The organism is Nostoc sp. (assembly GCF_036917515.1).
GTDB lineage: Bacteria > Cyanobacteriota > Cyanobacteriia > Cyanobacteriales > Nostocaceae > Nostoc.
The window spans coordinates 12,389-36,561 of the sequence record NZ_JBALDE010000129.1; the positions used below are offsets into that span (position 1 = coordinate 12,389).

Annotated in this window: 19 protein-coding genes; 10 read left to right on the forward strand and 9 right to left on the reverse strand. The window is 40.4% G+C overall.

The window, feature by feature from the left end:
• Positions 1–21: 21 nt before the first annotated feature.
• The 5 genes from V7K89_RS16675 (at position 22) to V7K89_RS16695 (ending at position 3,465) form a co-directional block, all read left to right on the forward strand.
• Positions 22–966: a GDP-L-fucose synthase family protein gene (locus tag V7K89_RS16675; protein ID WP_335188963.1), complete on the forward strand. Its 945-nt coding sequence runs from the start codon at positions 22–24 to the stop codon at positions 964–966.
• Between the two features lie 73 nt (positions 967–1,039).
• Complete coding sequence (locus V7K89_RS16680; RefSeq protein ID WP_335188965.1) at positions 1,040–1,612, forward strand: 5-formyltetrahydrofolate cyclo-ligase; 573 nt, start codon at positions 1,040–1,042, stop codon at positions 1,610–1,612.
• A gap of 166 nt (positions 1,613–1,778) precedes the next feature.
• Positions 1,779–2,120 (forward strand): hypothetical protein, encoded by a 342-nt coding sequence (locus V7K89_RS16685; protein WP_335188967.1) that lies wholly within the window; start codon positions 1,779–1,781, stop codon positions 2,118–2,120.
• Positions 2,117–2,542: an HNH endonuclease gene (locus V7K89_RS16690; protein WP_335188969.1), complete on the forward strand. Its 426-nt coding sequence runs from the start codon at positions 2,117–2,119 to the stop codon at positions 2,540–2,542. Before V7K89_RS16685 ends, V7K89_RS16690 begins: the two co-directional genes overlap by 4 nt.
• Positions 2,543–2,628: 86 nt before the next feature.
• Positions 2,629–3,465: a carbohydrate ABC transporter permease gene (locus V7K89_RS16695; protein ID WP_335188971.1), complete on the forward strand. Its 837-nt coding sequence runs from the start codon at positions 2,629–2,631 to the stop codon at positions 3,463–3,465.
• 61 nt (positions 3,466–3,526) lie between these two features.
• On the opposite strand, the gene V7K89_RS16700 is transcribed toward V7K89_RS16695, so the two are convergent.
• Entirely contained in the window at positions 3,527–4,180 is a 654-nt protein-coding gene (locus V7K89_RS16700; protein WP_335188973.1) for a sugar transferase, read from the reverse strand.
• A gap of 452 nt (positions 4,181–4,632) precedes the next feature.
• Positions 4,633–8,718 carry a hypothetical protein gene (locus tag V7K89_RS16705; protein WP_335188975.1) on the reverse strand — a complete coding sequence of 1,362 codons (4,086 nt, stop codon included), beginning with the start codon at positions 8,716–8,718 and terminating at the stop codon, positions 4,633–4,635.
• Positions 8,719–9,348: 630 nt separating this feature from the next.
• Between V7K89_RS16705 and V7K89_RS16710 the strand changes: the two genes are divergently transcribed.
• From V7K89_RS16710 to V7K89_RS16725, 4 genes are all read left to right on the forward strand, one after another.
• On the forward strand, positions 9,349–10,050 hold the full coding sequence (locus V7K89_RS16710; RefSeq protein ID WP_292865967.1) for a Crp/Fnr family transcriptional regulator: 702 nt from the start codon (positions 9,349–9,351) through the stop codon (positions 10,048–10,050).
• 13 nt (positions 10,051–10,063) lie between these two features.
• Positions 10,064–10,801 carry a DUF2232 domain-containing protein gene (locus tag V7K89_RS16715; RefSeq protein WP_335188977.1) on the forward strand — a complete coding sequence of 246 codons (738 nt, stop codon included), beginning with the start codon at positions 10,064–10,066 and terminating at the stop codon, positions 10,799–10,801.
• Between the two features lie 70 nt (positions 10,802–10,871).
• Positions 10,872–12,050 (forward strand): nicotinate mononucleotide-dependent phosphoribosyltransferase CobT, encoded by a 1,179-nt coding sequence (gene cobT, locus V7K89_RS16720; RefSeq protein ID WP_335188979.1) that lies wholly within the window; start codon positions 10,872–10,874, stop codon positions 12,048–12,050.
• A gap of 261 nt (positions 12,051–12,311) precedes the next feature.
• On the forward strand, positions 12,312–12,902 hold the full coding sequence (locus V7K89_RS16725; RefSeq protein WP_335188981.1) for a PEP-CTERM sorting domain-containing protein: 591 nt from the start codon (positions 12,312–12,314) through the stop codon (positions 12,900–12,902).
• A 133-nt stretch (positions 12,903–13,035) separates the two neighbouring features.
• Here V7K89_RS16725 and V7K89_RS16730 read toward each other — a convergent pair whose 3' ends face one another.
• On the reverse strand, positions 13,036–15,006 hold the full coding sequence (locus tag V7K89_RS16730) for a di-heme oxidoredictase family protein (protein ID WP_335188983.1): 1,971 nt from the start codon (positions 15,004–15,006) through the stop codon (positions 13,036–13,038).
• 341 nt (positions 15,007–15,347) lie between these two features.
• Positions 15,348–15,719: a hypothetical protein gene (locus V7K89_RS16735; RefSeq protein ID WP_335188985.1), complete on the reverse strand. Its 372-nt coding sequence runs from the start codon at positions 15,717–15,719 to the stop codon at positions 15,348–15,350.
• Between the two features lie 354 nt (positions 15,720–16,073).
• Here V7K89_RS16735 and V7K89_RS16740 point away from each other — a divergent pair, with 354 nt between their 5' ends.
• Entirely contained in the window at positions 16,074–17,231 is a 1,158-nt protein-coding gene (locus V7K89_RS16740) for an extracellular solute-binding protein (RefSeq protein WP_335188987.1), read from the forward strand.
• 197 nt (positions 17,232–17,428) lie between these two features.
• On the opposite strand, the gene V7K89_RS16745 is transcribed toward V7K89_RS16740, so the two are convergent.
• From V7K89_RS16745 to V7K89_RS16765, 5 genes are all read right to left on the reverse strand, one after another.
• Entirely contained in the window at positions 17,429–17,980 is a 552-nt protein-coding gene (locus tag V7K89_RS16745) for a hypothetical protein (protein WP_335188989.1), read from the reverse strand.
• 54 nt (positions 17,981–18,034) lie between these two features.
• Positions 18,035–18,811 (reverse strand): class I SAM-dependent methyltransferase, encoded by a 777-nt coding sequence (locus V7K89_RS16750; protein WP_335188991.1) that lies wholly within the window; start codon positions 18,809–18,811, stop codon positions 18,035–18,037.
• A 185-nt stretch (positions 18,812–18,996) separates the two neighbouring features.
• Positions 18,997–19,908: a trypsin-like serine peptidase gene (locus tag V7K89_RS16755; protein ID WP_335188993.1), complete on the reverse strand. Its 912-nt coding sequence runs from the start codon at positions 19,906–19,908 to the stop codon at positions 18,997–18,999.
• 68 nt (positions 19,909–19,976) lie between these two features.
• On the reverse strand, positions 19,977–23,294 hold the full coding sequence (locus V7K89_RS16760; RefSeq protein WP_335188999.1) for a CHAT domain-containing tetratricopeptide repeat protein: 3,318 nt from the start codon (positions 23,292–23,294) through the stop codon (positions 19,977–19,979).
• A complete protein-coding gene (locus tag V7K89_RS16765) occupies positions 23,295–23,834 on the reverse strand; it encodes a tetratricopeptide repeat protein (protein ID WP_335188995.1) in 540 nt (179 codons plus the stop codon).
• Between the last annotated feature and the right edge of the window lie 339 nt (positions 23,835–24,173).

A 24,173-nucleotide genomic window follows, 5' to 3' on the forward strand; every position in this document is an offset into this window, starting at 1 on the left:
TCGCATCACAGAGGATAAAATATGACCGCCTTAGTATTAAAAAATAAACGGATTCTCGTCACTGGTGGGTCGGGGTTTCTAGGTCGTCAGGTGACAGATCAACTGTGTAAAGCAGGAGCCGATCGCGAGAAAATTACAATACCGCGATCGCATGATTCCGATTTACGTGTCTGGGAAAATAGCCAGCGTGCAGTTGACCAGCAAGACATAATCATCCATCTAGCAGCTCATGTCGGTGGTATCGGTTTAAACCGCGAAAAACCTGCAGAGTTGTTTTACGATAACTTGATCATGGGAACCCAGCTAATTCACGCTGCGTATCAAGCTGGTGTAGAAAAATTTGTTTGTGTTGGCACAATCTGTGCCTATCCCAAATTTACTCCAGTGCCATTCAAAGAAGACGATCTTTGGAATGGCTACCCAGAGGAAACCAACGCCCCTTACGGAATTGCAAAAAAAGCACTTTTAGTTCAATTGCAATCTTACCGTCAGCAGTACGATTTTAATGGGATTTACCTACTACCAGTCAATTTGTATGGCCCAGAAGATAACTTTGACCCTGGAAGTTCCCACGTCATTCCAGCGTTAGTTCGCAAAGTTCACGAAGCCCAAATTAAAGCAGAAAAGCAACTTCAAGTTTGGGGTGATGGCAGTCCCACCCGTGAGTTTCTGTATTCAGAAGACGCAGCCCGGGGGATTGTTATGGGAACTCAATTCTATAACGAATCGGAACCAGTTAACTTGGGAACCGGTTATGAAATCTCCATTCTTGATTTAGTAACTTTAATCTGCGAATTGATGGAGTTTAAGGGGGAAATTGTGTGGCAAACTGATAAGCCTAATGGTCAACCCCGCCGCTGTTTAGATACTGAACGGGCAAAGCAAGCCTTTAATTTCACGGCTCAGGTGAGCTTTGAAGAAGGGCTAAAAAATACCATTGAATGGTATCGTCAACACGCTGCATAACAATTTACTGGTGAATTTAGAGTGATATAAGCTGGGCGATACCCAGCTTATTTTTTTGACGATATAAATTTTTATGAACAAAAATCATCAACTAAATAAAGCAGAATTACGCGGCACTTTACTTAAAAGACGTAAATCAATGTCCGTTGGAGAATGGAGAGAAAAGAGCGATCGTTTATGCTCTCATTTACAAAACTCTACTTTGTTTACCCAAGCAAAAACAATACTCGCTTATTTCAGCTTTCGCCAAGAACCTGACCTCAGTCCACTATTTACAGACAGCAAATACCGTTGGGGATTTCCTCGCTGCGTTGATAAATCCCTATGTTGGCATATTTGGACACCTGAAGATTCTCTCCAAATCGGCGCTTATGGCATTTCTGAACCGCACGCCGATGCTCTAATATTAGATGCAGCTGAAGTGGATTTGATTCTCGTCCCCAGTGTAGCCTGCGACTATCAAGGATTTCGTTTGGGTTATGGTGGCGGATATTACGATCGCTTGCTCAGTTTACCGCAGTGGCAGATAAAGCCGACTATCGGAATTGTCTTCGATTTTGCCTATTTATCTCAAATACCGATTGAGCCTTGGGATAAACCATTACAAGCTATTTGTACGGAAACCGGATTGACTCAAAAAGGCTGAAGGATTCAGATTCACAAATCTTTCTAGTCTAACTCCACTAAAATCCCTCTTTCTAGCAGCATATCTCCTCAACAACTCCTCAGCATCCATAATTTGCCTCCCGCTTCAAATAACAAATGTAAAGATAAGGTTACGATAAAATTAATTGAAATTCTCAAGTAAAGCCATGTCTGACTCAGTTCACTATGTCACTAATACACAAGGAGAAAAAGTTGGAGTTCTGTTAGATTTAGAAACTTATCAACAGCTAACCAACTTGTCTGTAGATTCTGAATTATTGATTGGTTTAAACATACATGAGTTGCAAGCCTTAGCAGAAAGTTCTTTATCTTCCAAAGCTCAGATCCAATTACAGGAATTATTAATTAAAAATTCTGAAAATCATTTGTCAAATGAAGAAGCTGAAACTTTAGACAGATTATTGGTGCAAGTAGACCAATTAAATATTCTAAAAACTAGGGCTATATATACATTAAATATTTTTCAAAATAAACAGCAAGCAACGTGAGTGTTTACATTCCTATTGAATTAAAAAATAAAATTCGCAGTCATTTTGCTAATTTGTGCGCTTACTGTCGCACTGCTGAAGCTTTAACAGTCACTACTTTTGAATTTGAGCATATTATTCCCTTGTCATCTGGTGGGGAAACTGTATTTGAAAATCTCTGCTTGGCTTGCCCATCTTGTAATCGTTATAAAGCAACTCGTCAAACAGCAATTGACCCTAATACTCAGAATGAGGTTAAATTATTTAATCCACAACAGCAATTGTGGGCAGATCATTTTACTTGGAGTGAAGATACTACAGAAATTGTAGGGCTTACAACCATTGGTAGAGCAACAATTTCTACTTTAAAAATGAATCGTTTGCAATTGACTCGTGTGCGGAAAATGTGGGTGAGAATGGGTGAACATCCACCAAATATTTGAGCAAGTGCAAAACATAAAAAGCAAGTTGTAGTCTTATAAAGTAAGCTGTCATAAATATTTACAAAACTTGGAAAGTTATTAATCAAATGCTGAACTGGAAAAAATCACGATCGCAGATTCTGCTAATGTATGCGCTGTTGGGAGCGATCGCACTGTTGATGCTCTTTCCTTTACTATGGCTAATTAGTACAGCCTTGAAATCGCCGACGGAAAATATTTTTCAGTCGCCGCCACAGTTGCTACCCAGTCAGCCAACACTAAATAACTTCTCTAGTGTGTGGAACTCTCTACCTTTTGGACAATACCTGTATAACAGTACCTTGGTGTCAGTACTGACTGTGGGCTTAAATCTACTGTTTTGCGCTTTAGCTGCCTATCCGTTGGCAAGATTGTCATTTGTGGGGCGAGACTGGATTTTTGTAGCGATCGTCTCTACGATTATGATTCCCTTCCAAATCGTGATGATTCCCCTTTATATTTTGACAGTCCAGTTAGGTTTGACAAATAGTTATTTAGGGATGATTTTTCCGAGTTTAGCTTCTGCCTTTGGTATTTTTCTGTTGCGCCAAGCTTTTATGAGTGTCCCCAAAGAAATAGAAGAAGCCGCCCGGATGGATGGTAGCTCAGAGTTAGGATTATGGTGGCACATTATGTTACCGGCAGTTCGCCCAGCACTGGTAACTTTAGCTATTTTTGTATTCATTGGTGCTTGGAGTGACTTTTTGTGGCCTTTAATTATCATCCAAAACGAAAATTTATACACTCTTCCTTTAGGAGTTGCAAAGCTAGTAGGGACATTTTCTCTTGACTGGCGTTTGGTAGCTGCTGGCTCAGTGATTGCGATCGCCCCAGTATTATTACTATTTTTGTTTTTACAACGTTACATTGTACCTACAGAAACTGGTAGCGGCGTTAAGGGTTGAATAAGAAAATGGAGATGCACGAACCTGGAGAAAAACTAATGACTAATGACTAATAATAAATTCAATAAGCACCAGTCTTTTTAAATACCACCCAGATAGTCTTAATAATCAGACTCAGGTCATAAGTTACAGACCACTTGTGTTGATAATCCATATCCATTTTGACAATGGTTTCAAAGTCGGTAATGCTAGAACGTCCGTTAGCTTGCCATTCTCCAGTAATTCCTGGTTTGACTCGCAATCTATCCCAGTGGTGTGGATCGTAATTACTGACTTCATCCGGAGTAGGTGGACGAGTACCAACTAAACTCATGTCCCCTAACAAAACATTCCAAAATTGAGGAAATTCATCCAAGCTAGTACGCCTCAAAAATTTCCCAATAGGAGTAATGCGAGGATCGTCAATGGATTTAAAAATATGACCTTTGGCTTGATTCTCAACTAAATGCTTGAGTTGATCAGCATCGACTATCATGGAGCGGAATTTCCAGATGCGGAAAGTTTTTCCGTTTAAACCACAGCGAATTTGGGAATAAAATATTGGACTTGGTTCATGAATAAAGGTAACAATTGCTACGGGAATTGCTATTAGAAATGTAAAAATCAGCCCGACAATGGCTCCAACAATGTCAATTAATCGTTTTCTTATGCTTAACGTTGACGGGTGTGAAGGCTGTTGCCAATAATTAACTGAATAAAGATAAAGATTATTCACAAGGGATAACTTAGTTTGATAACAGGAATTTTTACATTAGTAGTGTAGACATAGACATAATTTTTAGGCGATTTTTACTACTGTTTGTTGTCGCTACTACTGGGTGTGAATCCACACATAATTTTAACCAATATAAAAACCAAAAATTCAAAATTTACAGACTCTTTCAATTCAACTGATAGATTGTAAATATACAGTATTTTCGTCATCTGATAAATAAAGATACTAAAATTGTACACATCCAAAAAATTACTGAGATAAAGTATTATTACTGATAAAATACGGCGTAAATAAACCACCTATTCCAAATCAATGAAACGCTTACGCTGTATTCATTTTTAATTTTTGATTTTTAATTTTTAATTCCGTCTTTTTGAAAAATTCCAAATGCTTACGTTATGAGCATTTGGAATTTTGAGTAATATTCTTATTTCTAGCGTGATGTACTAGTCTCAACGATCAACCTCTAAGACGAAATTCACCGTATATGGTTCCTCCAGTGATTGCTGATTACTAGCCTTGATTGCATCTAGATAGCGACGCAAAGACAACAGTTGTTGAGAATTGGGACGATAAGTCAGATTCCCTTGTTTTTCAAAAAGTGGTGCTGTGGCGATCGCCTGGTAGTCAGGATTTTCTTGCGAACTCTGGGTAAGCCAGGTTGATTCTGTGACTGAAGGTATCAAACCGGAAGGCAGTTCACCTTCCAAAAAAGCCAGCAACCGTTGCTGACAAGTGCAAGTATTAATTCCACGACCCTCAAATAACTGGATAACTTCACCAAAAGATAAGGGACGGTCTGGTAGCAGTCGCAACAATTCTGTAAACAAGAAATAATCAGTGTATTGTTGCCTGGGTATATCTAAAATCTGGGGATGCAGAGGCAGCATCGCCAAACCATAAGCAACCCGACTGCAATTGGGAGCGCCATTTTCGCCGAGATATAAATCTTGAATAATCTTAGTGCTGGGAAGTTTTTGGCGTAACCAGCGATTCACCGTCCCGACACAAGCCACTCCACCAGTCAGGATAGCTTGATTAATAGCTTCTGTGGGGATACCACGAGCTACCAATAACTTGTTAAGTTCTCGGTTCAGGCGGCGCACAAAGGGGATAAATACCTGGCTTTCTAAGTCTCGTCGCTGCAAAACCCACCGCTGATCGGCCAATTCCAGGGTAAAAGAGTCTTGGTGTTGCAAAATTAGTTTTAAGGCTAATGCTGCATCTAATACCGCCTGTCCTAGTAGAGAGCTTTCTAGACGCTGTTGGAGACGAATTCGAGCCGTGATATCTGGTTCTCCAACTCTGGGTAGTTGTAATTCTTCCAACCCTAAAGTCTGCCAATGCATTTGGTCTAAACCGGGAATTGACGGTTGCCATTGCCAAGGATTACTCGTGGTAGTTTTGCGTAGGTGTAGCCCACCGCAGGCATCGCTTGGTGTTTCTAAGCGTGATTGCCGAGATTTCGGTGGCAATAGCAGCTGGCAGATAATATCTTGTTCAATACCCTTGCCAGCATAAGCAAAACTGTGAAGCATGAAATCATTGTATGTCAATTGCTGCAAGGTTTCTGGTAGATTCACCAGCAACATTTCTGTAGCAGTTGTCCCAATGTTAATCACAAGGGTGTTGCCAACAATGGGATGTTCGCTAGTTTTGGCTGGATGAGAACCTTGAGCATCGCTTAATTTTACCTGATCACCATTAGCAGCATCAAGTTCCGAAAGTAGACTAGCGATCGCTTCTTCGACAAAAAAGACTTGCTGCGGATGTTGAATAAGTTTGCTAGTGAGTAAAGCTTCCCGCACGTTAAAGCGGTATTGTTCCGACCAGTTAGATGGACAGCTGCAAATTACACCTGCAATATTATTGATAATCTGGGGAAAATCTTGTTCGCTGATCCCAACAGCAGCAGCCATTAAACTAGGGGTGGTACTTGTTTTTTCGGATTTGAGGGTTAATAGTAATTTAGAGAGCGATCGCACAACCCAAATCAAAGGCCCTGCTGAAAATTCATTTAATTGTAAAACAGGTTCCCATTTCTGTCGTTCACTCTTGTAAGGAATAGCTACTTGTAAATAGGGCTTCAACTGCGCCGAGTAAAAATTATTTTTCGTCGGAGCTGCTGTTGATTTCGGTGTTGCAGGAGTGGTGGTCGAGCGATCGGGCACTTTATCTTGAGCAACAGCCGCAGGTGCTGTCTGCTCCTGTGTCTCGATAGTTTCGTTTTCACCGTGGGGTACAGACGCTATAGGCAGATAAACCTCTGTTGGTAAACGAAACGATTGCTGAAAGGAACTTGTTCCCGGCGGATTTTCTGCTGACCAGTAGATAGGATGTACAACAAAAGTCGAGCGATTTAATAATGTGGCGGAAATTCCTGTTGTACCTAAATCAATTCCTAAATACCAGAGTGATTCTAGAATATTGGGTGAAACTTCTGTATTATTTATGGAGTTAGCAATTGGAGGTAAATAACTTTCTGGAATAGGAGTTGTGACTTCCTTTTTTTTTTCAGTTTCTACCTGGGGAACTGCCAAACTGGAGAAAGCACCAGCGGATGTATTCTCTGCTATTTGGAGATTTTCAGGGGAAGTTGTGGGGATTGTGTCTTGAATGTTATCAAGTTGTTCCGAAAAAACATCCAAGTTGTTATCTGGCTGCGACTCAGAATTTAGCTGCCGATCAAAATTAACCAAATCCCGATCTAATTGCTGCAACTGTTCTTCATCTAAAGAAATATCTGGTACGGCTGGAGACTGGTTTGACTCAATAGAAAGTAAGTTTTCTTGGGGTGAAGCAGCAATGTAGTTATCTGAAGACAGTTCAGAGCGATCATTGTTAATTAATACTTCAGATGTGGCGATACTTTCTGGTGCATCCGCTTCGCGAACGGTAGGCTTTGCCAAGGCAATTTCTGCTACTTCTGGAGTAACTGGTGCTGTGGTTGTGGCATTATCGGCATCAGGCAATAGATCAGTTGCTGTAGTTATGCCATTATCGACAGAAGATGAGACTTCCAGCAGTTGCAGTTCACTATCTGCATCAGGCAATAAATCAGTTAGAGTATTAATTGTATCAACATTAGCTGGCTTAGTGCCAATTTGTACTGGCAAACTGTCTATTTGTGGAATAGAGAAGCTAAGAGGTGAGTCTGGATCGGTATCCTCTTCAAAAAATAGTTTTTCCTGTGGCTCTAATAAATCTGTGGTTTCTCCTAAAGTCTTTTGGGTTGAAAGACCTGTATCTGGAGCCACAACCGCAGAATCGATGATTGGAGAGACAGGCGGGGTCTGTGTGATGTTCAACGGTGATGGAGAAGCTGTAGAAGGAGAGTCATTTATGGGAACATCAAGGCTTGGATTATTAACGTCACCAGCATCAAACAAACTGGCGTAAAGTTGGTCTACTTCATCACCAATTTCCGTAGAAATATCTTGCGGTAATTCAGTCGGGGTTTGAGAATATTCAGATGAGTCTACACCAAGCTGCAACAGTACTGCATCTAGATCCTCTGTGAGGGTAGTCTCCTGTTGCTCAATTGTGAGTGGAGATGAAGTTTCTGGTTGTATAAGCTCCAATGGTTGGGGTGCAACTCCAGTAGCGATCTCGGCTGGTTCAGTCAATGATGGTAGTGTTTCAGATTCTCCTTCCAGCAAAGATGACTGCGAACTAGGGGATTCTTGCTGCAAATGCTGGGTCAAATTGTTGACAAAGCTGGCCATGAGCTGTTCGCCTTGCATCCCCTTGCTATGCATTCTTGCCAGTGCTTGTGACAGGGATTCGTAATAAGTATTAATATTGCGCTGTAGTGCTTCAAAGACTACATTCACCGTCCCATCTAGTGATAAGAGGCGTTGATCTAACTCCCTAGCTAACTGGGTTAACCGCTCCACATCGTCAGAGGATTTTAATAAAGATTGATTTGCAGAGGTTGCGTAATTAACACCTGCTGAAGAACTGGCGGAATTTTCCCTCGTCTGTCCAATTAGTGGTGTTAAAGTTGGCACAAGGCGACTCATGAGTACCTGTAAAAACTCGGTAATCATTTGTTCTTGGTTTGTCAACTGCTGCGCTAAGGAGTAGTTTTGCAATCGCTTTTGCTCTAGCTGCCGAATTTCCTGTATGAGAGTGGCTCGCTCTTGCAAAAGCAATTCTAATTCCGATCGCAACGGCTCAATCAATCTCGAAAATTCATTATTTAATTGTCCGGCGCTAATAGTACTCGGTTCCTGACTGAGTTCGGGCTGCGGTAGTGGATACTGGTTATAATCGCGATCAATAAATTTTGTTAACAAAGGCGATGGCTTTGCCAACGCCAAGGGCGAACGCGGTTCTTCAGAAGACTGATTTGGGATATCGCTCTCTAATGCTTCTTTTTCTTGTAATCTTACCAAGAAGTCGCGAATTCGCTCTAAAACTTCTTTAGGCTCTTGTGCCTGACCAGACAGAAATCTAGACAGGCGCTTGCCACTGCTGGCAAGTAAGTTGTCAATGTCTGCGATCAGCTTTTGAATTTCATCTGTACTAAAAGTCACTTTTGTCACCTTATCTAGAAATGTATGTCAACTAATGTGACAATTACTTTACAATCACCCTACTCCTATGGGGATCTTGCTAGGCGCAGCGTCGACCATAGGATAAGTTTTGAGTGGCCAAAGCCGCTGCTTGGACTTGTGACTGTCATTATGTTATGGATTACTGGGAGTCGTGGCAATCTTCAATCATCAAAGAAAACAAGGAAAAAGTTTCTCTTTGTCCCCCCATCCCCTTGTCTCCCCCTCTCCTTGTCCTCTTCAGACAGCCTTTGCTCGAAAAGCCTAATTTTGCAGGTCATTAATTGCCTATTTTTGAAAATCGCTAAAATACCTGAGCAATAATTTACTCCCTTTAGTATCATTAATGTTGTTTGCCTATATTCATAACTAATTAAGTTGCAGTGCAGCTAGCCCCTAAGTAATACAACCGTCGGCTATAAACTACTTTTTGCAAAACTCTTACCCCTTTAAACTTATAGATAAAGATTATTTAGAAAAACTTCTTATCGCTTTCTTGTGTAGCATAGTTTAGTTTTTTCTTTGGAAAGGAGCTGTGCAATGATAGCTTAGGCTACAAATGGCGCTCCTGTTTTTTGTGTGTACATAGCAGCTTGAATTAAAGATGTCGTAATGGAAGATCGATATAGCTTGCAAGCACAGGCTAATTCCTGGATGATCGCCTCTGCTCCCTTTTTTCAAGGGTTGCCAGAAACTGCTGTGGAATCAGCCCTCATCCATCTTGTTACCCGCACTCACCCAGCCAATCAAGTGATTCTACTGGAAAATGACTGGGGTGGCTCTGTGTATTTTATTATGGATGGATGGGTAAAAATTCGCACCTACAATTTGGAAGGAAAAGAGGTAACGCTAAATATTATTGGCAAAGGTGAATTATTTGGTGAAATGGCGGCGCTAGATGAAGCACCTCGATCCACGGATGTGATTACCTTAGCCCCGACGGTAATTGGTAGTATGCCTGCTCAGGATTTTGTCAAATTACTTCAGATAGAACCCTTGGCGGGAGTTCGATTGGCGCAACTAATGGCACGACGTTTGCGGCAAGTAAATCGCCGATTGCGGTTGCGGGAATCTGATAGTCAGTCTAGGGTAGCAGATACGTTGTTATTTTTGGCAGAAGGACAGGGAAAAAAAGGGCAAACCGGAACCGAAATTCCCAATTTACCTCATCGGGAATTGAGTAGTTTGAGCGGACTGGCGCGAGAAACGGTGACACGAGTATTGACAAGGCTAGAAAAAAAAGGCTTGATTAAACGGGATCAAGACACTATTTGTATTCCCGATTTGTCAGCCTTAGAAAGAATGATCGTTTAAAAACTTGTCAGATATGAGTATTTTAGATTCTCTCCCAGATGAACCGGAGGAAGATCCATCCTCTGAATCTCCAACTCCTCAGAATCATTGGTTAGATAAAGAACAGCAGTTAATGCCTCCTAAAATCAAGGCTGATGCACCCTTGAGGATGGTGGAAACAGCATTTTTAGCCAGTACCGCTAGCTTAATTTGGTTTATTAATTTTTACTTTCCCTTGGGCCCAGTTTTACGAATATTTTTTCCGGTGCCGATCGCTTTAGTTTATCTGCGTCGGGGCAAACGTGCGGCATGGATGGCAGCACTCACCTCTGGGTTACTGCTAACGGTACTGATGGGGCCAGCCCGCAGTTTGCTGTTTGTCATGCCCTACGGGTTCATGGGCGTGCTTTTGGGCGCTACGTGGTGTCGTCGTGTTCCCTGGATTGTTTCTATTACTTTGGGTACGCTATTGGGCACTTTAGGAGTCTTTTTTCGGCTGTGGTTGCTGTCTGTTTTGTCGGGTGAAGACCTGTGGATTTATGTGATTAGCCAGGTGACTGAGTTCATTGAGTGGGTATTTTTTAACTTGAGTTTGTTGACGAGTCCCAGTGTATTTTTGATTCAAGTAGGAGCGATCGCTTTAATTATACTCAACAACTTTATCTACCTTTTTGTGGTACACCTGGCAGCATGGTTGCTTTTTGACCGCCTGGGCAACCCGATTCCCCGCCCACCACACTGGGTACAAGTTCTCATGGATTATGAAGGATAATTATTAGTCATTTGTCATTTGTCATTGGTCATTGGTTAAATGATCGGTTCTAACTAATAATCAATGCCCCATGCCCAATTCCCAAATTCGTATTTATACTCGAAAAGAACAGGGTAAACAATGGCTACGACGGTATCGTGGTTGTCTACCTGTATTTGCTTGTGTTTTAGGATTTACTGAAACTGGTTTAATTCCAGAGATTTCAGCAGCTGGTCGTACTCCAGATGATCGGAAATATACTGCTTGTGCCGATGCGGAATTTTTGTATTATGGCCCAGAACATAAAGCCCAATATCCCCTACCACCATTGGCGGCTGGGGCTTCACCTGTGCTGATTTCTCGCGCTGTCTTTGAGTCACTAAAGATACCAGTTCATTTATTTAATGCTGGTTTACCCCAGCCTCCTGCTGTGCCAGTAATTGATTTGGGTGGCGCTGCTGCTAAGTGTTTAAGTGGAGGTGCTGCGATGGAAATTACAACAATACACCACTTGTTTGAACAAGGGCTACTTTGGGGAGAACGCCTAGCTGCCAATATCCAACAGGGATATCTGATTATCGGTGAGTGCGTCGTCGGTGGTACTACAACTGCCCTGGCAATCTTAACTGGTTTAGGTATAGATGCTGCTGGAAAAGTTAACAGTAGCCACCCCGTTTGTAACCACGCGCAAAAGTGGGCACTAGTACAAGCTGGACTGGAGAAATTAAGGGGGAGTAGGGGGCAGGGGGAGATAAACTTTCAATCTCAAATTCAAAATTCTATAGATCCTTTACAACTTGTCGCTGCCGTGGGCGATCCGATGCAGGTGGTGGTAGCTGGGATGGCGATCGCTGCTAGCCGTAGTTGTGGTGTAATGCTGGCTGGAGGGACGCAAATGTTGGCTGTTTATGCGTTGATGAGTGCGATCGCTCAAGCTTACGCCTTATCATGGCAACCAGAAGCAGTAGTTGTAGGCACAACCCGCTGGGTGGCTGAAGATCCTACTGGCGCTACAGTTGACTTAGCTCTTAACTTAGGAAAAAACAGCTTAACTCCAAGTGGAGAAACCCCTCCTCTATTAGCAACTCATCTGAGCTTTGCTGATTCTCGTTATCCCCAACTGAGAGCTTATGAGCAAGGCTTTGTCAAAGAAGGTATGGGTGCTGGAGCCGCTTGCATAGCCGCCCATCTTAGCCAAGATTGGCAGCAATACCAACTTTTAGCAGCTATTGAAGCCCAACTTGAACGGCTAAGTATTGCCTTGAATTAAAGATGAAAGTCTGTCCTTCTGCAAGTCGGAGAGGGACGATTTTACGTAATGAAACCAAGGAGAGGTCTTTTCTGCGTGTCTGTACGTAAGATCGTCTTTCTAGCAATTTCAACTATAGTAATCCGTGCAGGAGTTATGAACAAAAAGAACCTCAACTTCTTGAAGAAGTTCGAGGTTCTGAGCCTTTAAGTGGAGAGCAAATCAAATAGGATTGCTATATACAACTTTCTTAACCTTCTAGTTTTTCAGGAGAATTATCTGATGGAATTAGTCAAAAATCTTGTTATCGCTACCGTCAGTGCTGTTATAAGTATCACTTGTGTCGGTGCATCTTCTTCAGTCCAAGCTGTACAACTATTTGATTTTCAGTACTCTTTTCCCAGTTATGAAGCAAATGGTACAGCGATTTCTGCTAGCGGCACCCTTACAACCACCGAGCTAGATCCGATAAAAAACAATTACACAATCACAGGAATAACTGGGACAAGAACAGCCCAAGGAATTACTGAGACAATCATCGGGCTGCTTTCACCAGGTATATATGGAATCAATGATAATTTTTTAAATACAAGTACGCCGTTGTTAACCAAGAACGGTTTTTCTTACCTGGTTTCTGGAAGCGGGGAAGACGGAAATGGTAACATTAACGTATTTTACAGTAGTTTGGATGAAGGTTATTCAGAGCTTTCAAGCAACGTAGCTTATGGCAGCTTTAGTGTTGTCATTCCACGTCCTGTTCCCGAACCTTATACAGTAAGTGGCTCATTAGTTGCTCTTGGTTTTGGCTGGTGGACAAAGCGAAAGCAAGCACTAGCTTCCCAGAAGCAGTCTCATAAACGTATCTATCTGTAAGGTTTACAGTGCATTTCCGATCTAAATTGAGTTATGCTTACCATCTTACTCTTACTTAAAGTAATACCAAGTCGCCTTCATGATGTATCACTAGAAAACTTGGTATTAGAATATGATATCAACCGTAGCTTGATTAAAAACTTCCAGGATTGTCATCAAGTGCTAGCAAGAAATTTATCAGGTCTGCTTGCTGGTTGGAATTAAACCCAGACTGTCTATCTACATAGAAGTAATGACCTGTGCCATCAAGGTTACTACGCACTAAAGCAGGGTTAGCTTTGTTAGCTTTCACAACTAAAGCACGAAGATCGCGATCAACCAAGGCACGCAAGCTGCTAGCAGGATCGGCAGGTATACCTTGGGTGAGAGTGCCAGATAGCCCTAAACCACTCTTGTTAACGACTGTGAAACCACCATTTGAGTCAACTTTCAAGCTTCCTGCCCGTACTGCTGCACCACCATCATGTAAATATGGTGCGCTTAAATAAAGACTACGCAAGCTAGTAGTTTTATAACCACCTTTTGGCAATATACCTTTGGGTAGAGTTGTGGGAGCATCAGAGATACCCTGCGTTGGTACATCCAGCACTTCAGCTTTAGCAGGTATGGGAACGGGAGTGTTAAAAGTGTATAACTTGGGTGGTACTAACAATTTATTCAGCCCCAAGCGAGATTGGGCACGAGCTGGGTTAGTATGAATTTCATCTATTGGATGAATTTTGTTGTCAGTGAAGAATGGTGGAATATGGCAAGTTGCACAATTAGCTTTTTCAAATATTTTTGCGCCACGTTTAACAGAATTGCTAGTCAACGCTTGCCAGTTTTCCGAAGTCTGGTTGGCAGGTGGTACTAAGCTATTTTGGAAAGCAGACATAGCATTGTCAGCAAATAAGAAAGTGCCACTAGCAATATCTCCAGGCTTTTGAGTATTTGGGCTAAAAACTAAACCGTTGTAAGTAAACAAACTAGGGCGCAGGTTTGGATAAGTTCCTGTGCTAGAAGCAGGAATTTGGTCTTCTAATTCTGCCTGTGTAGGATTTGGTGCAATTACCCCCCGCAGCCATTCAGAGGGTTTTACTATGACTCCTTCTGGTAAACGTAGGCTCTTAACGGCAGCATTTTGCAGTAATGTACCAATATAAACTTCTGGATCAATGCCAAGGGTTTCTCTACTCAGTTGAGCAGCTGCTAACAGATTGTTTTCTGAAGAATGAACACCGTTGCTGACAGCACTGAGTCCCGCAAATGGCCCCACAGCAAACTGTCCATCAAGGAAATAAGGATGATTCTTAAATGTAAATATGCTAGGAATTTGAGTAGTATTGTTGATACTATCTGAAGAACTCTCAAAATTACCAAAAGGCACATCTAATACGGCATCATCAAAAGCTTTTTCAAACTTTTCAGGATCAGGTAATTTTACTTTATCACCTTTACTGTCAATAATAGTTTTACCGTTACCTTGGTATTGTGGTTCTAGAGGGTTGAAGTTTAATCGTGCAAATCCTGCGGCTGTATTTGGTGATAAGGCAACTAACAAGGGCGTAGCAATTTCGCCATTAGGTACTCCCAAAAGACGTTCACCCTTATTTGAAAGAGATACATGGCAAGCAGCACAGCTAACATCAATCTTGGGTGTGATTCCTAGTCCAATAGGAAAAGTCCCTCCCTTTTCCATTTTTAAGCCTGTATTAATGACAGTTCCTTTGGGAAAAGTTCGACTACCTAATGCTATATCCTTCTGAAGAACAATTTTTAAGTTTGTTGTAGGCTGACCTTGCAACTTAACTATTGCTGTCTGTAATTCTGGCAAAATTTTAGCAATGCCAAGTCCAAAACCGAATACTCCTTGCAAACCAAATATGTCGCCAATCTTTCGATTGAAGAATATATCTTCACCTTGGGCAATTAATTCCTTAGTAATTTTAACTGCCCCTACCCGTTGATAGGAAATGGGGTTATTAGGATTGAGTCCCTTATTTGCAACTAGTTGTGATGCTTCTTGAGGACTCAGCAGTTTGCCGAAATAGTCGTAATAACCTAACGGTTGGGTCGGAGCAGGTTGTAAAAGATCAATTTTTGCGAAAGCTGTCTGGCTTGTCATCAACCAATTTGATAACAAGATACTAAAAACGCTAATGAGAAAAACGCAGATTAATAAAAAAATCTTGGTTTTTAAACCATACAATACCCTAACGACACCAGTCTTAGGGTTGTTTTTTTTTGTTTCATAGTGAGGTATTTACTAAAAACCTATGGGTAGATATATCACACTATTACGTAAAGATATGTAATAGTGTGTTTAACTTTTTTATCAATTTGATGGCTGGATTACTTACTTTTATCTAAGTATATACTCATAAAACCATCATCTGATATTAAACCTAAAGGCTTGTCATAACTACCTCAACCTATTTTTTTAATTTGTTGAACTTCAAGTTAAATTTAGTGAATTCTCTCTCTAACTAATTGTTCTTCTAAAGCTGCAATACGATTGTACGCTGCTGTTAATTGCGCTGTCAGTCGTTGTATTTGAATTTCTGGTGTTATATTATCTCCAGCTTGACAATGCGTATCTAGATAAATGCCATCTGTCAACACATCCTTGTGTTCCATTTCTGAATTTAAATTGTTGCGTCCTTTAAACTGGTAGCCTCCAGCCGCGCCATTTTGTTGGCAATTATCCTTTGCTTGTGTATTCGCTAAAGAACACTCTGAGAAAGTTTGAGTCACTTTACCATCAAGCTGCTCAATTACTTGGCACAGGTCATCCAGCTTTTGGCTTAAAGTCAGGATCTGCTGCTGTAATAGCTCCATTTAATACCTTTATTTGTACATTTTCTCTATGTTATTCAATTTACTCTCAACCTTAACGATACTTATGGATTATTTAAGTATTGATAATTTTTGGTGGAAATGTGACATTTAAATCATTACTTCTAAATATAAGTAAGGTTTCACCATAAGTACCACTAAGTAAATTTATGGATAAAAATTAATCTTTAGAGAGAAATTTGCCAAAAAACAGCTAATTTGAGTCAAATGCTCAAAATTACTCGTATTATCAAAAAAATACCGATAATTCTCCACATCCACTTTTTCAGCTAGTCGGTCACTGCTGAATCTCTGCTTAATATTAGGTATAATCAAAAATCTCAAAATCCAAAATCAATGGATCGACGGTCTTTTTTGCTAGGTACAAGCACACTGGTACTTTCACAACTGCTTTTTGGCTGTGGTGGAAACAAGCAGACGCAACTAAAAGTACAGTTATTAAAAGGTTCTATACCTGGTCAGGTTGTGAATCAGTTCCACAAAGGTTTGCAACAACGGGCGCAGTTAAAGTTTACTCCAGTTGGGCATATACAGGATTTATTTCAGCAATTACAAAATTGGCAGCAGAAGCCAAAAACCAACGATGAGCAGGGATGGCGTCGCTTTATACCCTTTAGGCAAGGTCAAAAAGCAGCTGACACAGACCTAGTGACATTGGGAGATTACTGGCTACAAGCAGCTATTGAACAGAAATTGATTCAACCACTCCAAGAAGTGCAGGGAAACCAATTAAAGCAGTGGTCTACTTTAGATGAAAAGTGGAAACAATTGGTAACGCGTAACGATCAAGGTATTTTGGATACTCAAGGGAAGGTGTGGGGTGCGCCCTACAGGTGGGGTAGTACAGTAATTGTTTATAACCGTGACAAGTTGCGAAAATTGGGATGGACACCCAAAGATTGGAGTGATTTGTGGCGAGATGGAATACAGCAGCGTATTTCCCTACTGAATCAACCACGAGAAGTTATTGGTTTGGTCTTAAAAAAACTGGGAAAATCTTATAATACAGAGAATCTTGACCAAGTACCAGACTTGGAAAAGGAATTACAGATATTAAACCAACAGGTGAAGTTTTACAGTTCCAATCACTACTTGGAACCTCTAATTATAGAAGACACTTGGTTAGCGGTTGGTTGGTCAAGCGATGTATTGCCTATTCTGGGACGTTATCCGCAGCTTGCCGCAGTTATCCCCCAGTCAGGAACAGCAATTTGGGCGGACTTATGGGTACGTCCCGCAGGGATTACTAAGGATACTTTATCAGATCAATGGATTGATTTTTGTTGGCAACCAAGCACAGCTAAAGAAATTTCGGTGCTGACTAAAAGTAATTCGCCAATTTCTACAAATATTGCCGCTTCCGATATCCAAGAACCATTATGGAGTTTGTTAGAGAGCGATCGCAAAGTTTTCGATAAAAGTGAATTTTTACTTCCCTTACCTGCATCAGCGATAAAACAATACGAGTCTTTATTCGCTAAAATTAAGGTTTAATTGGGAATTGGGCATGGGGCATTGAGAAGAGACAAGGTAGACAAGGAAGAGAGGGGAGATAAAGAGAGAAGTCACCAGCGCCGGCTTTCGGCGTTGGCGTAGCCCGCCGTAGGCATCAGAACTTCGGAGAGAGATTTGTTCAATAATTCACCCTTGTCCCCTTGTCCCCCTGCTCCCCACTTCCTACTCCCTTTTTTCTACAAAGAACGCTGTAACCCTATCTTGTTCTTAATAGTGGTTTGGATACTGCATAAAGCTGGACTTGTACTAAAGTTGCAAGTGTAGGTTGCCAAGGGTTCTTTTTGATAATTAAATACCCGGACGTTGTAACCAAAGTTCCGTGCAGCGCTACCCAAGCGATTTACGAAGTCGTAGCGCTCTATATACTCTAGTAAACTCCAAATTTGCTGATTCACGATCAAGTCTACTCGTGCAGGTTCTTTCTTGGAAGCTGGATATGCGATCCAATTATCCAATAGCTTTTTTTCGGAGTTTTGTTGTGCCCACCATAAACTGGGAACGGTTAATCGTTCTGGATGAATGGTGGTAGCTGTGATTATATAGTCTTTTGGCTTGGTCAATAAGTCTAGTTCTAAAGGCGCACTAGAAGGCGACGGTATTGAAGGGGTTTGCGCTAGTGAGGGCGGGACTAGTAAAGTGGTGAGGCTAATAGTTAGTAGTAATAAAAATGATGTTTGGCGATGGCTGCGCCAAGGATAAAGGCGATCGCACAATTTAGGTATATGCATAACTGATACTAATTTATAATTTGTTATGAAGGCATAAGTTAAAGTTGGCACAAATTAAAGTTTAATGGCAACGATGCGAATTCTTCGATAATCTGCTGTCCAAGTTCCTTGTTGATATAGTGTTGGCTTTAGATATTCCTCGACGACGGAAATTATTTGTATTTGTTGCTCTGGTGAAAGTCCTGCTAAGAAAGTGCTGGCGAACATTTTAATCCAGTTTGCCATACCTACTTCTCCGTCTGTTAGGAGAGTTGGGCGAGAAAATAGAATAGCATAAATGACATCAAAGCCTTGCTGTTCTAGTAGGCTGCTGTATTCGCCAATGCTGGGGTAATACCAAGGATTCTCTACTTGTGCTTGAGGGATACCAATGGACTCTAAAGCACTGTATAAAGCTGTGACGATCGCCTTTACATTCCCTTTACCCCCAAATTCTACGACAAAACGCCCTCCGGGTTTGAGGGATTTATGTATGGAAGCGATCGCACTATCTGCTTCTTTCACCCAATGCAATACAGCGTTGGAAAACACAGCATCAAAGGGCTGTTCAACTTGAAAATTTGTCGCATCCGCAACATCAAAGCGGATATGGGGATAGTTTTCTCTTGCCTTTTCTATCATTGCGGGAGCGCTATCAATTCCCCAGACTTGAGCGCCAGTTTGGGCAATTTTATCAGTGAGTTGCCCAGTTCCACAGCCAAGATCCAAAATCGATTCTCCTGGCTGGGGGTTGAGTAATTGTAATAAGTCCTCGCCATATTGCCAAACAAAGGCGTGTTTATCTTCGTAAAGAGAAGTATCCCAATTATTGCTTGTCGAAATATTATTCATAAACTGTAAAATTACAGATTGTTAGCTTGCTAGTCATTAACTATGTAACTATAGTAATCCTATTTGATTTCCCTCAAATTGACGGTATGCAGATCCCCGACTTCTCAAAGAAGTCGAGGATCTAACTTTTCACGAATGATTTAGTATTGCGATAAGTATTGATGACCAACTAATTTTCGCAAAGCTTATCTTATACGTGATATATCAACAGCACGGTTTAATAATAGTCCGTTAACTTTATCCGAACCAGAATGCAAGGCAAAAACATAGTAATCACTGCCAATCTGACCGATAATTGCACCACCAGAAGCGCCTTTTGTAGTATCACAGTTGTGATATAGTAAGTTATCCTTTTGCTTAAGAATACTACATCCTAAATGAACGCCAGCAGTCATACTTTGGCCAGCAGTCAAATCTTCAAATCCTTGTTTATTGGGATTAGGAAAATCACCAGAGTAACCAACTAAGGCAAATTGCTCAGTATCTCCTACCAGGTCAAAAGATGGTATGGATTTCAATTTTAGATAACCGTATTTTTTCCCAAGAGGTTTATTGAGTTTAACAACAGCCCAGTCATCTACAAAATCTTTTAACGTTCCAGTTGGAAAATCTGTACCAATAGTAACATCAGTTCCGTAAGCAATGTCATTTTGATCGCGTAAAACACCGTTAATTAAATTAGGTAGAAACGCAATACTATGATAAGCTTTATGAGTTTCTGGACTGACTATGCAGTGAGCATTAGTTAATATTTCACTTTCAGATATCAGTGTACCCGTGCAACTATAACCATTACCGTTAGCGTCTAACATTTCAATCTTCCCGACAGATGACCAAGGATTTTTTCTGCTAGTCATGGCGATACGGTCATCTTTGCCAACAATACTTTGTCTTGAGTCTGGTGGTTGATCAATGGCTTTGAGATCACTTGCTGAAATGGGTTTTTTGTCAATTACTAAATTAAATCCTGCGAGATTTTTGACGATGCTAAACTTTGGCGGTACTGGTTGAGATTCTGCTTCAACAGATGCCCAAATCCCCAAAATCATTAAACCTAAAAAACCTGATACGCCAAGAAAGATAAATTGCCGTTTCATTTATGATTCTCCTAATTTCAAAATTTTCAATTTTGTAGATGTAGAATAGCTTTCACAAGTGTTTTTTGTTAGCGCCATTCTCCCAATAACGTGAAACCTGCCCAGGAATAAGGATTGCGCCACTCTTCCTGTCGCCACATTTCTAGTTGTGCGGCTCTTAATGCAGCGGCTGGAGTTTTGCCATTCTGCAAAATTTCTCTGTAAAATTCGCGCATTAACTTCGAGGTTGCTTCTTCTTCTACACTCCACAAAGAGACGGTTACTCGCGCTGCTCCTGCATACATTAGTCCTCTTGTCAACCCTACCAATCCTTCTCCACTGACCTCTTTACCCAACCCAGTTTGACAAGCACTTAGTACGATTAATTCTGCTGGATAATCGAGATTGAATAAATCGGACAATTGTAGGAACGGTTTTTGAGTAGGATTGCCGTTTCTGTCTACCAGAGATAGAACTATCCCTGATAATTCTGGATTAATATCGTTGAGTATGCCGTGAGTAGCAAATAGCAGATAGCGATATTGACTAAGTTCTGGGTTACTTGCCCAGGCATAATTGGCCTCACAATCAAAAGCGTGTATTTGCTCTGAATCATCCACAAATTTCATAATTTCTAGAGCCTCTGTCCGCGTCTTTTTAAGCCGTGTAATATTGCCCAAATCTATATCTCTCGTAGCTCGTATTAAGGCGAATTTTTCTAAATCAAGTTCGAGAGCAGAAGAAGTATTTTGAGGATTTATGATTAATTGTTGATCGTTGTTACTAAAGAAAGGCTGAGGATTTTGGCAATTGTTTGCAAGCCGTTCGTCTTGTTTACTAAATACCGGGTCAGCTAGAACAGCAAGGGTTTTGGGTGCTTTACGTTCTTTGATTTCTTTCCTGAGAATGTCAATTGTTGATGCTGATGGTAAGTTGACAATTTCATGGTTTAGCAACAATGGTTGATAATTATTTTGACTAATAGATGATTGTGGTATTGTCAGTGCGGCAAAAGGAATATATTGCAAGACGCCATCAGCAACAACAACTAAACGTTTTTGACCTAAATGCTTTGTAACGGGTGCAAGAATAAATTTACTTAGTTGATTAGCGGCCTGAGTAATACTAATTTTTTTGCCAGCTATGGGAATATTGTCTGGAGAAGTTCCCTGGTTTGCAATATCTTGTAAACGCGCTTTTAAATCGAGTGCGGCTGTTTCTATATCTTGGCGTTTAGTGAGTTCGTAGCTGTACAGAGAATTTTGTGTCACCACCCAAATATAGCTGCGTTGTTCACCCAAAGAATACTGTAATAGTATGGTATCTTTATCGAGTTGTTGTTGAATTTGGTCTAATTTCAAGGGTTGGGGATACTTCAGAGCAGCATATTTTGGGCTAGTGGTGCGAATTTTAGTTTGCAACTCACGGTATTGGCTAAGGATATTTTCAATGTCTTGTTGGCATCTTTTAATAGAGGCTTGAGCAATGGGATCTTTTTGACTACTTGCCTCTAAATTTTGCAAGAGTTTTTGTTTTATATCCAGTTTTTGTAATAAATCACGTTCCTGTTGTATTAGTTCTGGGTTTGCACCTTTACGAATTTTGGCATTAGCTTCGGTTAAAAGTTCTACCAAACTTCTAGCGCGGGCGCGTTCGCTGATATGCAGTGCAACAGCATCACATCTATCTTTGATTTTGAGGTTTTGGATGTTGAATTCGCATACTTTGGTAGGGTCTTTTTCGTGCAGTTGCATCAACAAGTCGATGTAGAATTTGTAGTAATTCTGCACTGTAGCGAAGTATGAGGTACGCAGTTCATCGCTTTGGACATTACCGCGTATGTTTTCCACAATGTTGATTGTAGTTTGGATGTTAGAAAGTGCGGCTTCGAGTTTTCCGAGATTGCGTTGGTTGATGGCGATTTGGTAAAGTGCCTGTGCTTCTCCTGTGCTATCCTTTAAAGTTCGCAATAATTTTAATTCTTCATTGAGCGTATCTATAGCCTGGTTAAAATTTTTCTGTAGGTGATAAGTTATGCTCATATCACTTAATATTAGGGCTTCTCGAATACGTAATCCGACTTTACGAGAATACGCCAAAATTTTTTTAAATATATCTAATGATTTTTGATACTCACCTTTTGCACTATATATATTAGCAAGAATATTAAGAGAAACTTCTTCTCGAAAAGAGTTTTGCTGTGATAATTCTAATGCACGGTTAGCAAACTCCAACGCCTTAGTGTAATTTTTCAAAAAGTTGTGCGTTTTTGCCATCTCATGACGTATCAGGATTTCAGATTGATAATCATCTTTACTTAATAGCGATAGTGCTCGATCATAAAATGGAAGTGCCTCATAGTACTTTTCTTGCGTTTGATAAACCATGCTGATAAATAATAAAGTACGAATTTGTTCAGATTTATTTGGAAATTGATTGTATATATCTAATACTTGTTTGTAAGTATCAATACTTGAGTTATAGTCGCCTAGAGATTTGTAAATTAGTGCAATCTTCTTAAGGGTATGAGCTTCCGATCTAGGATTTGGTATTGAACGTGCAATAGTCAAAGATTTTTGATACTCGTCTAATCCTTGTTGATAATTACCTTGTGATACATAAATATCAGCTTTTGCGTTAATAGTAGTAACTTGTCCATCTCGATCATTCTCCTGAAGTTTGAGAGCTTCATCTAGAGATTCCAGTGCTTTTTGATAATCGCCAGAAAAATTTATGTGAACATTGGCGATCGCAAGGGGAATGAACGATTCTAAATATGTATTTCCTGCTTGATGGTAGAGTTTTCCAGCTTGGTTATAGTAACTAATCGCTGTCTGATAATTTCCTTGTGAAGCATAGATAAAACCTATATCCATTAGCGTTCTAGCTTTATCAGATAAATTAGAACCTGCCTGTTGATGCAGTTCTAATGCTTCTCTTAAAGATTTCAGAGCATCTTCTGGTTTACCCAATTTACTTTTAAGATCGCCAATACTACTAAGTAGTCTGACTTGTGCTGGTAAATCTCTCCTTTTACGCTCAATTTCTAAGGCTTGTTTGTAATAATTAATAGCTATTTGAGTTTCACCTGCTATCGAGTAGACAAAGCCAATATTATAGAGAGTATCTGCTTCACCAGATGAGTCTTTTAGCGGTTCACGATAGATTTTTAATGCTTTGTTCAGAGAATATAGAGCCTCTTTTGTATTGCCTAACTTATTGTAAACGGTAGCAATTGCTCCATAAGTTATTGCTAATTCACGAAATTGTTGATGGGCTATAAATATTGACTGTGCTTGTTGCAAATAACTGAGTGCTTCTCTTGGTTCATCAGTATTGGTGTAAACAGCACCAATTCCACCAAGTATATTTGCTTCCCATACAGGTTTTTTGAGTTCTCGCGATATTTATAATGCTTTATTGAGATAGTCTAAGGCATTTTTCTTGTCTGAAATAGAGTAGTAGACACTGCCAGTAAGAAATAATATCTCAACTTCCTCTTGACGCAGTTTTAGCTCTTGGGCAATTTTTAACGCTTGTTGGTATTTATTTATCGCTTGTTTGTAAAATTCTCTAGTCCCTTTTTTCTCTAATGTCTGTCCTTCTTGAATCAGCTTTACTCCCTGTTCATATAACTTTTGTTGCTCTGGATTCAAAGGAATCGACGGGGTAGACGTTGGCTGCTGTGCAAGATAGATTTTCTGTTTATTCTGATAGTTTTTCAGTAATACTTGCTTATCCCCAGTTTCTAAAGATGGAAAATTATCTTGATATTTATCTAATAGAATTTCTGGCGATCGCTTTGGTAAATAGTTCTGTAAACCACTAACCTTTGCACCCACCGTATCAGATAACAAAACTACACCCAGTAACGCAGTTAAACTATAACGAAAAAAACGAGAAAATGAGCAGCAAAAATTAAACTGAAACTTAGCGTTCTTGTTCATGCTGAAGCCTCAATAACCTATGAGTTACTTAGGTTTAGATATTTATGGTTGAATTATTTTACAGTTATCAGTTATCAATTTTGTTCGTGAGGTTTAGTCTCCCACAAACAAAGTAAAACACTTTGGTGACGGGTTTAAATCCCTCACCATGCGCCTGATAACTGTTCGCTGATTGAATAAATCTCTTTCTAATTCCAATGTTGAGTTTATAACGTTCATTGACCTGAATTGACATTGTTTCCAAAATATAGCAACCGCCAGGTTGGTTAGGACACTAAACTCAGAACATACTCCATTGCCGCTCGCAAGGTAGGGAAGTACTCCAGTTGCTTGCGGATA